This is a genomic window from Streptomyces sp. NPDC005181 (assembly GCF_040608395.1).
Lineage (GTDB): Bacteria > Actinomycetota > Actinomycetes > Streptomycetales > Streptomycetaceae > Streptomyces.
On sequence record NZ_JBEXID010000082.1, the window covers coordinates 17,171 to 29,458 of the forward strand.

At 71.3% G+C, this 12,288-nt stretch carries 11 protein-coding genes and 1 pseudogene; 8 read left to right on the top strand and 4 right to left on the bottom strand.

The window, feature by feature from the left end; genetic code table 11:
• Positions 1-121: 121 nt before the first annotated feature.
• Together ABZV38_RS32450 and ABZV38_RS32455 are read right to left on the bottom strand one after the other, a co-directional pair.
• Positions 122-1,084, bottom strand: a complete 963-nt coding sequence (locus tag ABZV38_RS32450; RefSeq protein ID WP_356332017.1) for a DeoR/GlpR family DNA-binding transcription regulator — start codon at positions 1,082-1,084, stop codon at positions 122-124.
• A gap of 177 nt (positions 1,085-1,261) precedes the next feature.
• Positions 1,262-2,701, bottom strand: coding sequence for an NAD(P)H-quinone dehydrogenase (locus ABZV38_RS32455; protein WP_356332018.1), 1,440 nt, complete (start codon positions 2,699-2,701; stop codon positions 1,262-1,264).
• Positions 2,702-2,963: 262 nt separating this feature from the next.
• Between ABZV38_RS32455 and ABZV38_RS32460 the strand changes: the two genes are divergently transcribed.
• The 3 genes from ABZV38_RS32460 (at position 2,964) to ABZV38_RS32470 (ending at position 6,158) form a co-directional block, all read left to right on the top strand.
• Positions 2,964-3,401: a gamma-glutamylcyclotransferase gene (locus tag ABZV38_RS32460; RefSeq protein ID WP_267002664.1), complete on the top strand. Its 438-nt coding sequence runs from the start codon at positions 2,964-2,966 to the stop codon at positions 3,399-3,401.
• 105 nt (positions 3,402-3,506) lie between these two features.
• Positions 3,507-4,331, top strand: a complete 825-nt coding sequence (locus ABZV38_RS32465) for a purine-nucleoside phosphorylase (RefSeq protein WP_356332019.1) — start codon at positions 3,507-3,509, stop codon at positions 4,329-4,331.
• Positions 4,332-4,514: 183 nt separating this feature from the next.
• Positions 4,515-6,158, top strand: coding sequence for a phospho-sugar mutase (locus ABZV38_RS32470; RefSeq protein ID WP_356332021.1), 1,644 nt, complete (start codon positions 4,515-4,517; stop codon positions 6,156-6,158).
• A gap of 157 nt (positions 6,159-6,315) precedes the next feature.
• Here the strand turns inward: ABZV38_RS32470 and ABZV38_RS32475 are convergent, their stop codons facing one another.
• Entirely contained in the window at positions 6,316-6,954 is a 639-nt protein-coding gene (locus tag ABZV38_RS32475; protein ID WP_356332022.1) for a PH domain-containing protein, read from the bottom strand.
• Positions 6,955-7,089: 135 nt separating this feature from the next.
• Between ABZV38_RS32475 and deoC the strand changes: the two genes are divergently transcribed.
• The 3 genes from deoC to ABZV38_RS32490 are packed head-to-tail and all read left to right on the top strand — an operon-like array spanning position 7,090 to position 10,470.
• Entirely contained in the window at positions 7,090-8,082 is a 993-nt protein-coding gene (deoC, locus tag ABZV38_RS32480) for a deoxyribose-phosphate aldolase (protein ID WP_356332023.1), read from the top strand.
• A 5-nt stretch (positions 8,083-8,087) separates the two neighbouring features.
• Positions 8,088-9,524, top strand: coding sequence for an aldehyde dehydrogenase family protein (locus tag ABZV38_RS32485; protein WP_356332024.1), 1,437 nt, complete (start codon positions 8,088-8,090; stop codon positions 9,522-9,524).
• The gene (locus ABZV38_RS32490; RefSeq protein ID WP_356332025.1) at positions 9,517-10,470 is read left to right on the top strand and encodes an aldehyde dehydrogenase family protein; all 954 of its coding nucleotides are present in this window, start codon (positions 9,517-9,519) and stop codon (positions 10,468-10,470) included. The genes ABZV38_RS32485 and ABZV38_RS32490 overlap by 8 nt, the downstream gene beginning before the upstream one ends.
• Positions 10,471-10,538: 68 nt before the next feature.
• On the opposite strand, the gene ABZV38_RS32495 is transcribed toward ABZV38_RS32490, so the two are convergent.
• Positions 10,539-10,943 carry a hypothetical protein gene (locus ABZV38_RS32495; protein ID WP_356332026.1) on the bottom strand — a complete coding sequence of 135 codons (405 nt, stop codon included), beginning with the start codon at positions 10,941-10,943 and terminating at the stop codon, positions 10,539-10,541.
• Between the two features lie 63 nt (positions 10,944-11,006).
• On the opposite strand from ABZV38_RS32495, the gene ABZV38_RS32500 reads away from it, so the two are divergent.
• On the top strand, positions 11,007-11,714 hold the full coding sequence (locus ABZV38_RS32500; protein ID WP_356332027.1) for a uridine kinase: 708 nt from the start codon (positions 11,007-11,009) through the stop codon (positions 11,712-11,714).
• Positions 11,715-11,825: 111 nt separating this feature from the next.
• Positions 11,826-12,140 (top strand): annotated as a pseudogene (locus ABZV38_RS32505) (response regulator transcription factor); the annotation flags it as partial.
• Positions 12,141-12,288 lie beyond the last annotated feature (148 nt).

A 12,288-nucleotide genomic window follows, 5' to 3' on the forward strand; every position in this document is an offset into this window, starting at 1 on the left:
CCGTTCCTCGAACTCCCCCGTGGCCTCATGGACATGGGTGCCCGGCAAGACCGAGCCCGCCCGGCGCTTCAGGGCGTCCTTCAGCCCGTCCGGCACGTGAGAGCGGGGTCCAGCGGCGCCCCTAGCGGCGGCGCAGGTCCGCCACGCGGGCGCGGTCGCCCGGGGACTGGTCCGTCAAGGAGGCGGCCGCACTGCGCAGTTGCGGACCGGGTCCGCCATGCGTGCGACGCTGGCCGGGAAGTGGCATCTCCCGGCGAGCCTGGCGGCCCGGAGAGAGGGAGTCCGCTCCGGCGGGGCCCGTCCCCGCACCGGCCACCGCGATCTGTACGCCCTGGTCCGCCAGGGCCTGCAGTTCGGTCGCGGCCCGGTCGTCGTGGCCCGGGGGTTCGTCCGTCACCAGGCGGGTGATCAGGTCCGTCGGCACCGTCTGGAACATGGTGTCGGAGCCGAGCTTGGTGTGGTCCGCGAGGACCACCACCTCCGCGGCGGCCTGCACCAACGCCCGGTCCACGCTCGCCGAGAGCATGTTGGACGTGGACAGCCCGCGCTCCGCGGTGAGCCCGCTCCCGGACAGGAACGCGCGCGACACCCGCAGGCCCTGGAGCGACTGTTCCGCACCACTGCCCACCAGGGCGTAGTTGGAGCCGCGCAGGGTGCCACCGGTCATCACCACTTCCACCCGGTTGGCATGGGCCAACGCCTGGGCGACCAGCAGAGAGTTGGTGACGACGGTCAGGCCGGGGATCCGCGCGAGCCGACGGGCCAGCTCCTGCGTGGTCGTACCGGCACCGACGACGATGGCCTCGCCCTCTTCGACGAGGCCCGCGGCCAGGTCGGCGATGGCTGTCTTCTCGGCGGTGGCGAGATGGGATTTCTGCGGAAAGCCGGACTCCCGCGTAAAACCGCCCGGCAGTACCGCACCGCCGTGCCGGCGGTCGAGGAGTCCTTCTGCCTCCAGTGCCCGCACGTCCCGCCGTACGGTCACTTCGGAGGTCTGGACGACGCGGGCGAGCTCGCGGAGCGATACTGCCCCGTTGGCGCGCACCATTTCGAGGATCAACTGACGACGTTCTGCAGCGAACACGAAACTGACAGTAACGTGACCGGGCGAGGGTTTTCAGCAGTTTGCGCCGAAAAGCAGAAGTTGTACATACAAGAGGCCGCCAAGTGGTATAGGCGGCCCCTTGTTGTTCCCTACTGACCGGACACCGGCATCCCGCCCGCCTGAGTTGGCTGGGGTTGCCGGAGAATGCCGGGTTTCCTATGCCTCGCCGGCGCGCTTCCGGGTGTGCAACTGCCGTGCCACTTCCGCGATCGATCCCGACAGGGACGGGTACACGGTGAAAGCGTTTGCGATCTGTTCCACCGTCAGATTGTTGTCGACCGCGATCGAAATGGGGTGGATCAGCTCGCTGGCCCGCGGCGCGACGACACAGCCGCCGACCACGATGCCGGTGCCGGGCCGGCAGAGCATCTTGACGAAGCCGTCCCGGATGCCCTGCATCTTGGCCCGCGGGTTGCGCAGCAGCGGCAGCTTCACCACGCGCGCGTCGATCGCACCCGAGTCGACGTCCGCCTGGGTGTAGCCGACGGTGGCGATCTCCGGGTCGGTGAAGACGTTCGAGGAGACCGTCTTCAGGTTCAGCGGGGCGACCGCGTCACCGAGGAAGTGGTACATCGCGATCCGGCCCTGCATCGCGGCGACCGAGGCGAGCGCGAAGATGCCGGTGACGTCACCGGCCGCGTACACCCCGGGGGCGCTGGTGCGGGAGACCTTGTCGGTCCAGATGTGGCCGGACTCCTTGAGTCGGACCCCGGCCTCCTCCAGGCCCATGCCCGCGCTGTTCGGGATCGCTCCGACCGCCATCAGACAGTGCGAACCGGTGATCACGCGGCCGTCGGAGAGCGTGACCTCGACCCGGTCGCCGACCCTCTTCGCCGCCTGCGCGCGCGAGCGGGCCATGACGTTCATGCCGCGGCGCCGGAAGACGTCCTCCAGAACGGCGGCCGCGTCCGGGTCCTCGCCGGGCAGCACCCGGTCGCGGGACGAGACGAGGGTGACGCGCGAGCCCAGCGCCTGGTAGGCGCCGGCGAACTCGGCACCGGTGACACCGGAGCCGACCACGATGAGCTCCTCGGGGAGCTCGTCGAGGTCGTAAACCTGGGTCCAGTTCAGAATGCGCTCGCCGTCGGGGAGCGCGTCAGGGATCTCCCGGGGATGGCCGCCGGTCGCGATCAGCACGGCGTCGGCGGTGAGCGTCTCCTCCGTGCCGTCGGCCGCGGTCACGACGACCTTGCGGGAGCCGTCGGCGGCCTGGAGGCCTACCAGCCTGCCCCGGCCGCGCATCACCCGTGCACCCGCACGGGTGACGGAGGCGGTGATGTCGTGGGACTGGGCGAGCGCCAGGCGCTTCACCCGTCGGTTGACCTTGCCGAGGTCGACGCCGACCACCCGCGCCGCCTGCTCGATGTGCGGCGTGTCGTCGGCGACGATGATCCCCAACTCCTCGTACGAAGAGTCGAAGGTGGTCATCACCTCTGCCGTCGCGATCAGGGTCTTCGAGGGCACGCAGTCGGTGAGCACCGACGCGCCGCCGAGGCCGTCACAGTCGACGACGGTCACCTCCGCGCCGAGCTGGGCGCCCACCAATGCCGCCTCGTACCCGCCGGGTCCGCCGCCGATGATCACGATCCGGGTCACGAAAAGTCCGCCTCGCGTATGTCATCCCGCGGCCGTCTGCCGCCCCGGCCGGGGGTCCGGGGGATCACCCCGGGGGAATGCAGTACGTACTCCATTGTCCCGCACGCGCCAAGATGCTTCGCCCCGGGGCCCTCCATACGGGAGCGGGGCCCCCGGATGAGCCGTCGGCGGAGCCCTCGGCCCGGTCCCCGGCAGGCCCCTCGCCGGGGACTTCGTCACAGGAATCGCCGCTCGCAGGGCCGCCTCCCGTACCCTCGATCCCATGTCGCTCTACGCCGCGTACGCCGGCAACCTCGACGCGCGGCTGATGACCCGCCGCGCACCGCATTCCCCGCTGCGCGGCACCGGCTGGCTCAACGGCTGGCGGCTGACCTTCGGCGGGGAGCAGATGGGCTGGGAAGGCGCGCTGGCCACCGTCGTGGAGGCGCCGCGTTCGCAGGTCTTCGTGGCGCTGTACGACCTGGCGCCGATGGACGAGGACTCCATGGACCGGTGGGAGGGTGTCGGCCTCGACATCTACCGGCGGATGCGGGTGCGGGTGCACACCCTGGACGGCGAGGAGCCGGCCTGGATGTACGTGCTGAACGCGTACGAGGGCGGGCTGCCGTCCGCCCGGTATCTGGGCGAGGTGGCGGACGCCGCCGAATCGGCGGGCGCGCCGCACGACTACGTGATGGAGCTGCGCAAGCGCCCCTGCTGAGCCGCATGCTCTCCCCGCATTTTGTGTGAAAGTACGAAGAGCCGTGTGGAGACTCTCCGCAGGGGCATCTACGCGCGTAGGGATTCACCGGTTACGCTCATCCGCGTGAACGCATCTGTTATTCCGGACAACATCCAGGGCGACCCGCACGCCGCCGCTGCCGACGCCGCCGCCCGACTGCGCGAGCTGACCGGCACCGAGACCCACGACGTCGCGCTCGTGATGGGTTCCGGCTGGGCACCTGCGGGCGACGCGCTCGGCGCACCGGAGGCCGAGTTCCCGGTGACCGAACTGCCCGGCTTCCCGGCGCCGGCCGTCGAGGGGCACGGCGGCACGATCCGCTCGTACCGGATCGGCGACAAGCGCGCCCTGGTCTTCCTCGGCCGCACGCACTTCTACGAGGGCCGAGGCGTCGCCGCCGTCGCACACGGCGTCCGTACCGCCGTCGCCGCGGGCTGCAAGACGGTCGTCCTGACGAACGGCTGCGGCGGTCTGCGCGAGGGTATGCGCCCCGGGCAGCCGGTCCTGATCAGCGACCACATCAATCTGACCGCGGCCTCGCCGATCATCGGGGCCAACTTCGTCGACCTGACCGACCTGTACTCGCCGCGGCTGCGCGCACTGTGCAAGGAGATCGACGAGACGCTCGAAGAGGGCGTGTACGTGCAGTTCCCCGGCCCGCACTACGAGACTCCGGCCGAGATCAACATGGTGCGGGTCATGGGCGGCGACCTGGTGGGCATGTCGACCGTGCTCGAGGCGATTGCCGCGCGGGAGGCCGGGGCGGAGGTGCTGGGTATTTCGCTCGTCACGAATCTGGCTGCCGGGTTGAGCGGGGAGCCGCTGAACCATGAAGAGGTGCTGCAGGCGGGACGGGACTCGGCGACCCGGATGGGGTCGCTGCTGGCGCGGGTGCTGGACCGCATCTGAGCGGGCGTCGCACCTGCGGCAGGCGGTTTCCCCTGCCCGCCCCTTCCCGAACTGAGGCTCCGCCCCAGGCCCCGCGCCTCAAACGCCGGCGAGGCTGAAAAAGTAAGCCCCTCCGGCGACTGAGGAGCGGGGGTCCGGGGGCAGCGCCCCCGTAACCCACCCCACCCCCGAAAGGCGGACACCGTGCAGCAGGACCTCATCGCGCAGGCCAGGACCTGGCTCGCCGAGGACCCCGACCCCGAGACCCGCGACGAGCTCGCCAAGCTCATCGACGCCGAGGACCTCGACGCACTCGCGGCACGGTTCGCCGGCACGCTGCAGTTCGGTACCGCCGGGCTCCGCGGTGAGCTGGGGGCCGGGCCGTTGCGGATGAACCGGTCCGTCGTCATCCGTGCCGCCGCCGGCCTGGCCGCGTATCTGAACGCGAAGGGGCAGACCGGCGGCCTGGTCGTCATCGGGTACGACGCCCGCTACAAGTCCGCCGACTTCGCCCGCGACACCGCGGCCGTGATGACGGGCGCGGGCCTGCGGGCAGCGGTCCTCCCCCGCCCGCTGCCCACCCCTGTCCTGGCGTACGCCATAAGGCACCTGGGCGCCGTCGCCGGCGTCGAGGTGACCGCCAGTCACAACCCGCCGCGCGACAACGGCTACAAGGTCTACCTCGGGGACGGCTCGCAGATCGTGCCCCCGGCGGACGGCGAGATCGCCGATGCGATCGCCGCGGTCGGCCCGCTGGCCGGCGTCGACCGGCCGGAGAGCGGCTGGGAGATCCTCGGCGACGAGGTCCTGGACGCCTATCTGGCCCGTACGGACGCGGTGCTGGACACGGCCGGGTCCCCGCGGACCGCCCAGGTCGTGTACACCGCCATGCACGGCGTCGGCACATCCGTCCTGACCGCCGCCTTCGCCCGCGCCGGGTTCCCCGCGCCCGTGCTCGTCGCCGAGCAGGCCGAGCCCGACCCGGCGTTCCCCACCGTCGCCTTCCCCAACCCGGAAGAGCCCGGCGCGATGGATCTCGCCTTCGCCACCGCCCGGCGCGCGAACCCGGACATCGTCATCGCCAACGACCCGGACGCCGACCGTTGCGCCGTGGCCGTGCCGGACGCCACCGTGGACGGCGGCTGGCGCATGCTGCGCGGCGACGAGGTGGGCGCGCTGCTCGCCGCGCATCTGGTCGCCCGCGGTGCCACCGGCGTCTTCGCCGAGTCGATCGTGTCGTCGTCGCTGCTCGGCCGGATCGCCGCGAAGGCGGGCAACGGCTACGAGGAGACGCTGACCGGCTTCAAGTGGATCGCCCGCGTCGACGGCCTGCGGTACGGGTACGAGGAGGCGCTCGGCTACTGCGTCGACCCCGACGGCGTACGCGACAAGGACGGCATCACGGCTGCCCTGCTCGTCGCCGAGCTGACCTCCGTGCTCAAGGAACAGGGCCGTACGCTCCTCGATCTCCTCGACGACATCGCGGTCGAGCACGGGCTGCACGCCACCGACCAGCTGTCGGTCCGGGTGGGGGACCTGTCGGTCATCGCGGACGCCATGCGGCGGCTGCGCGACACCCCGCCGACCGCGCTCGCGGGCCTCGCCGTCACCTCGGCCGAGGACCTGTCGGAGGGCACGGAGCAGCTGCCGCCCACCGACGGGCTGCGCTACCACCTCGACGGCGCCCGGGTGATCGTCCGCCCGAGCGGCACCGAGCCGAAGCTGAAGTGCTATCTGGAGGTCGTGGTGCCGGTCGGTTCGGCGGACGGGCTGCCCGCCGCCCGCGCGAAGGGTGCCGAGCTGCTCTCCGGGATCAAGCGGGATCTGTCGGCGGCCGCCGGCATCTGAGCGGGAGCGGGAGCGGGACCGGGCGTCGCCATTCACACAGCAGGTACGTGAAGCCGGTGTCCGGTCCCACGCAGGACCGGAGCAACATCTCCCAGGCCTTTGAGGCCATGGGGGAGACCGAGGTCAGGGCGCGGCAGCAGCCGCGCAGCCTGCGCGCTCAGCCCACCACGAACAGCACGACAAGCGCCACCGCACCCGCGACCGCCGGTGCAATCACCTCGTACGCCCACCGGACAACAACCGCCCCGGCGCCGTCGGCGCCGCCGTCCCCCGCCCGCTCGGCCATCTCCCGCAGGTCCCGCACCGTATGGTCGGCCCCGCCGATCCGCGCATTCGCGTTCCGCACATCCGCATGCACCGACGTCCGCCCGTACGGATCGTCCTGCGCCTTCCGCGTCTGCTGCCGCGACGCCTTCTTCCGCTGGCGCAGCGACACCGGAACGGCCCACAGCTGGAACTTCTCGCCGTCCTGCGTGAACAGCTCGCTGGAGTACCCGGCCCGCACATCCGCGACCGCCGTCCACGGCGCCGTGATCGTACGGAACGGGTTACGGATCCGGATGCGCCGGTCGTTCGCGAACACCGCCGGCCGCAGCGTGAACGCCACGATCAGCGGCACGCTCGTCACCAGCCCGGCCAGCGCCAGCCACGGCACCCGGCCGCCGCCCCGGAACACGGCGTCGCCGCCGATCCACCCGACGAGCAGGAGCAGCAGCACACCGCCCACCAGCCCGGCGGGCGACCGGAACGTCCGGTCGGCATAGGTCGGCTCGGCAGGGGGCGTGGGGCTCGTCATGGGCCCGATTCTGCCTGATGCCCGGGGGCCTCGCCGGAGCGGGCGCCCACCCACCGTTCGGGTGCCCGCGCAAACCCGGAACCCGGGCCCCCCTGTACAGGCCGCTACGCGCGTAGATATGCTCCCCTGGTGACCATGCCCACCACTGCACCCTCCACCACGGCCGAACGCGTGGGAGGTACCCCCCTCTCCGACGCGACCGCGTCCGACAGCGCGCTGCGCCGCTTCCTGCACGGGCTGCCCGGTGTCGACACCGTCGGCCTCGAAGCGCGCGCCGCGTCCCTCGGTACCCGTTCGATCAAGACGACGGCCAAGGCGTACGCGATCGACCTGGCCATCTCGATGATCGACCTGACGACGCTGGAAGGCGCGGACACCCCGGGCAAGGTCCGGGCTCTCGCCGCCAAGGCCGTCAACCCCGACCCGACCGACCGCACGACCCCGCATACCGCCGCGGTCTGCGTCTACCCCGACATGGCGGCGACGGCCGTCACCGCGCTGGCCGGTTCCGGCGTGAAGGTGGCGTCCGTCGCGACGGCCTTCCCGGCCGGGCGCGCCGCGCTCGCCGTCAAGCTCGCGGATGTCCGCGACGCCGTGGCCGCCGGGGCCGACGAGATCGACATGGTGATCGACCGGGGGGCCTTCCTCTCCGGCCGTTATCTCAAGGTGTACGAGGAGATCCTCGCCGTGAAGGCCGAGTGCGCCCGTGCCGACGGCACCGATGCCCGCCTCAAGGTCATCTTCGAGACCGGCGAGCTGTCCACGTACGACAACATCCGCCGCGCCTCCTGGCTCGGGATGCTGGCGGGCGCGGACTTCATCAAGACGTCGACCGGCAAGGTCGGGACGAACGCCACGCCCGCGAACACGCTGCTGATGCTGGAGGCCGTGCGCGACTTCCGGGAGCAGACCGGTGTGCAGATCGGTGTGAAGCCGGCCGGCGGCATCCGCACCTCGAAGGACGCGATCAAGTTTCTCGTCCTGGTCAACGAGACGGTCGGCGAGGACTGGCTGGACAACCACTGGTTCCGCTTCGGCGCCTCCAGCCTGCTGAACGATCTGCTGATGCAGCGTCAGAAGCTCAGCACCGGCCGTTACTCCGGCCCCGATTACGTGACGGTGGACTGATCCCCATGGCATCTGCATTCGAGTACGCACCCGCCCCCGAGTCGCGGTCGGTCGTCGACATCGCGCCGTCGTACGGGCTGTTCATCGACGGTGAGTTCACCGACGCGGCCGACGGCAAGGTCTTCAAGACGGTCTCCCCGTCGTCCGAGGAGGTCCTCTCCGAGGTCGCGCAGGCCGGCGCCGCGGACGTCGACCGGGCCGTGCAGGCGGCCCGCAAGGCGTTCGAGAAGTGGTCGGCGCTGCCCGGCTCCGAGCGCGCCAAGTACCTCTTCCGGATCGCCCGGATCATCCAGGAGCGCAGCCGCGAGCTCGCCGTTCTCGAGACCCTCGACAACGGCAAGCCGATCAAGGAGACCCGCGACGCGGACCTTCCGCTCGTCGCGGCGCACTTCTTCTACTACGCGGGCTGGGCCGACAAGCTCGACCACGCCGGCTACGGCGCGAACCCCCGGCCGCTCGGCGTCGCGGGCCAGATCATCCCGTGGAACTTCCCGCTGCTGATGCTGGCCTGGAAGATCGCCCCGGCGCTCGCCACCGGCAACACGGTGGTTCTGAAGCCCGCCGAGACGACCCCACTCTCCGCGCTGTTCTTCGCGGACATCTGCCGCCAGGCGGGCCTGCCGAAGGGCGTCGTGAACATCCTCACCGGGTACGGGGACGCGGGCGCGGCCCTCGTCGAGCACCCGGACGTCAACAAGGTCGCCTTCACCGGCTCGACCGCGGTCGGCAAGGCCATCGCCCGCCAGGTCGCGGGCACGGACAAGAAGGTCACCCTGGAGCTGGGCGGCAAGGGCGCGAACATCGTCTTCGACGACGCCCCGATCGACCAGGCCGTCGAGGGCATCGTCACCGGCATCTTCTTCAACCAGGGCCAGGTCTGCTGCGCGGGCTCACGCCTCCTCGTCCAGGAGTCGGTCCAGGACGAGCTGCTGGACTCCCTGAAGCGCCGGCTGTCCACGCTGCGCCTCGGCGACCCGCTGGACAAGAACACCGACATCGGCGCGATCAACTCCCAGGAACAGCTCTCCCGGATCACGGCGCTGGTCGAGACGGGCGAGGCGGAGGGCGCCGAACGCTGGTCGGCCCCCTGCGAGCTCCCTTCGTCCGGCTACTGGTTCGCCCCGACGCTGTTCACGAACGTCACCCAGGCGCACACCATCGCCCGCGACGAGATCTTCGGACCGGTGCTGTCCGTCCTGTCGTTCCGTACGCCGGACGAGGCGGTCGCCAAGGCCAACAACAGCCAGTACGGCCTGTCGGCCGGCATCTGGACGGAGAAGGGCTCCCGCATCCTCGCGGTGGCGAACAAGCTCCGCGCGGGCGTCGTCTGGGCCAACACGTTCAACAAGTTCGACCCGACCTCGCCGTTCGGCGGCTACAAGGAATCGGGCTTCGGCCGCGAAGGCGGCCGTCACGGCCTGGAGGCGTACCTCGATGTCTGAGCGCACTGACCGACTCACTGTCTTCAAGACCTACAAGCTGTACGTCGGGGGCAAGTTCCCTCGCTCCGAGAGCGGCCGGGTGTACGAGGTGACGGACTCCAAGGGCAAGTGGCTGGCGAACGCCCCGCAGTCGTCCCGCAAGGACGCGCGTGACGCGGTCGTGGCCGCCCGCAAGGCATTCGGCGGCTGGTCGGGCGCGACGGCGTACAACCGCGGCCAGATCCTCTACCGCATCGCGGAGATGCTGGAGGGCCGCAAGGACCAGTTCGTACGCGAGGTGGCGGACGCGGAGGGGCTGTCGAAGTCCAAGGCGGCAGCCGTCGTGGACGCGGCGATCGACCGCTGGGTCTGGTACGCGGGGTGGACCGACAAGATCGGCCAGATCGTGGGCGGGGCGAACCCGGTCGCGGGCCCCTTCTTCAACCTGTCCACGCCTGAGCCGACCGGTGTGGTCACGGTCGTCGCGCCGCAGGAGTCGTCGTTCCTGGGGCTGGTCTCGGTCGTCGCCCCGGTGATCGCGACCGGTAACACGGCCGTCGTCATCGCGTCCGCCGACGCCCCGCTGCCGGCGCTGTCCCTGGGCGAGGTGCTGGCCACCTCCGACCTGCCGGGCGGTGTGGTGAACATCCTGTCCGGGAAGACGGCGGAGCTCGCGGCCCCGCTCGCCGCCCACCAGGACGTCAACGCGATCGACCTCACGGGCGCCGACGCCGAACTGGCGAAGGATCTGGAGATCGCGGCGGCGGACAACCTGAAGCGAGTTTTCCGCCCACCCGTCACCCGCCACCGCCCCGAGAAGGAGGCGCAGGGCGCCGCTCGTCCACAGGCTGTGGACGGAGACGACTGGTCGGCCGACCCGGGCACCCACCGCCTGACGGCCTTCCTGGAGACCAAGACGGTCTGGCACCCCACGGGCGCGCTCGGCGTCTCGGGTTCCTCCTACTGACCGACGCGGCTGCGGCCAGCCCCTCCGGAACACTGCGGAGAGGCGGGCCGCAGCCCTGTGCGCCGGGATCAGCCGTGCAGCAGCCCCGTGACCTGCCCCACCACCGGCAGGTCCTTCAGTGCGGCGCCGCTGGTCAGCGGATCGGTGGCGACGCCCGTGGAGAGCGGCTTGAAGTCGGCGACCTGCGTGCCCACCCCGTTGGCCAGCGGGTCCACGCCCGTGTTGGCCAGCGGGTCGAGCTGCAACTGCGTGACGGGCGAGACCGCGTTCCCGAGCGCCCCGGTCACCGCACCGCCGGTCGCCCCGCCGACCGCACCGAGGCTGCTGTCGGCGCCCGAGGCCGGCGCGACGGGCAGCGGCGCCGCCTGAGCCGCCGCACCCCCCGCACCGAGCGCGGCGCCCACCGCGGTGACGGTCAGACCTGCGCGCAGCAGCGCACGGCGCCGGGACCTGGAAAGTGCATGACGTGCCATGGAGTTCCCACCTGATCGTACCGATCGAGTAATCATCTGGGCACGTAGCGTAGTTGAGGTGTGATGCTGGATACCAACACGGGCACCGGGGGGTTCCCTGCGCGGGTCGATGCCCCACACTGGTGTCCCGTGAGTTCCCAACCGATCCCGACCCGCGTCGTGCTGCTCGCGGGCCCCTCCGGCTCCGGCAAGTCCTCCCTGGCCGCCCGCACCGACCTTCCGGTGCTGCGCCTGGACGACTTCTACAAGGAGGGCGACGACCCCACGCTGCCGCTGGTCCCGGGCAGTTCGGACATCGACTGGGACTCCGTGCAGTCCTGGGACGCGGACGCCGCGGTCGCCGCCATCACGGAGCTGTGCCGCACGGGACGTACCGACGTCCCGGTGTACGACATCTCCACCAGCTCCCGGGTCGACCGCGGGGCACTCCACATCGAGCGCACGCCGCTGTTCGTGGCCGAGGGCGTCTTCGCGGCGGAGATAGTGGAGCGGTGCCAGGACCTGGGTGTCCTGGCGGACGCCCTGTGCCTGCGCGGCCGCCCGACGACGACATTCCGGCGCAGACTGCTGCGGGATCTGCGCGAGGGCCGGAAGTCGGTGCCGTTCCTGCTGCGGCGGGGATGGCGTCTGATGCGGGCGGAACGACGGATCGTGGCGCGCCAGACGGCACTCGGCGCGTATCCCTGCGGGAAGCAGGAGGCGCTGGGCCGACTGGCAGCGTCCGCGGCCGGCCGCTGCCGCCGGGCCCCGGCAGCACGCGAGGTGGCGTAGCCGGAAGGACGCCGGGGTTCACACGTCCCGCAGCCTGAGTGCCAGCCCGCCTCCGAGCAGCGCGGCCACCGCCCATCCCGCAAGCACCCCCAGCCCGGCCCACGGCACTGTGCGGAGGCCGGCCAGGCCCTGCCGGCGCCGACGGTCACCCGCCGCCTGATCAGCGAATTCGCCGGCCGGCACCACAGGCCGAACCCCGCACCCCCGGCAACGCTCGCCGCACTCACGCCCCGGGAGACCGAGGTCCTGCGCCTGGTGGCGGAGGGCCTGTCCAACCCGGAGGTCGCGAGGCGCCTGCTGATCACGGAGGAGACGGTAAAAACACACGTCAGCCGAATCCTGACCAAACTGGCCCTGCGCGACCGAACCCAAGCGGTAGTAACAGCCTACGAATCAGGCCTGGTCATCCCGGGCTCCCGCGACTGACCCACAACACCTTCGAGTCCACCCGGTTCCCCCCCCCCCCCCCCCCCCCCCCCCCCCCCCCCGCCGCAGTAGTGCTGGGCGCCCCGGTCGCGTAATGCCACACGCTGATAACCCAAGCACACCAAATAGAAGTGATTAATGCCGCTCC

What these genes read in the sequence shown, in the direction of transcription:
- ABZV38_RS32460 (WP_267002664.1), top strand. Translation starts at nt 2,964, where the DNA reads ATGTCGCTCTACGCCGCGTACGCCGGCAACCTCGACGCGCGGCTGATG.
- ABZV38_RS32475 (WP_356332022.1), bottom strand. Translation starts at nt 6,954, where the DNA reads ATGACGAGCCCCACGCCCCCTGCCGAGCCGACCTATGCCGACCGGACG.
- deoC (WP_356332023.1), top strand. Translation starts at nt 7,090, where the DNA reads ATGCCCACCACTGCACCCTCCACCACGGCCGAACGCGTGGGAGGTACC.
- ABZV38_RS32485 (WP_356332024.1), top strand. Translation starts at nt 8,088, where the DNA reads ATGGCATCTGCATTCGAGTACGCACCCGCCCCCGAGTCGCGGTCGGTC.
- ABZV38_RS32490 (WP_356332025.1), top strand. Translation starts at nt 9,517, where the DNA reads ATGTCTGAGCGCACTGACCGACTCACTGTCTTCAAGACCTACAAGCTG.
- ABZV38_RS32495 (WP_356332026.1), bottom strand. Translation starts at nt 10,943, where the DNA reads ATGGCACGTCATGCACTTTCCAGGTCCCGGCGCCGTGCGCTGCTGCGC.
- ABZV38_RS32500 (WP_356332027.1), top strand. Translation starts at nt 11,007, where the DNA reads ATGCTGGATACCAACACGGGCACCGGGGGGTTCCCTGCGCGGGTCGAT.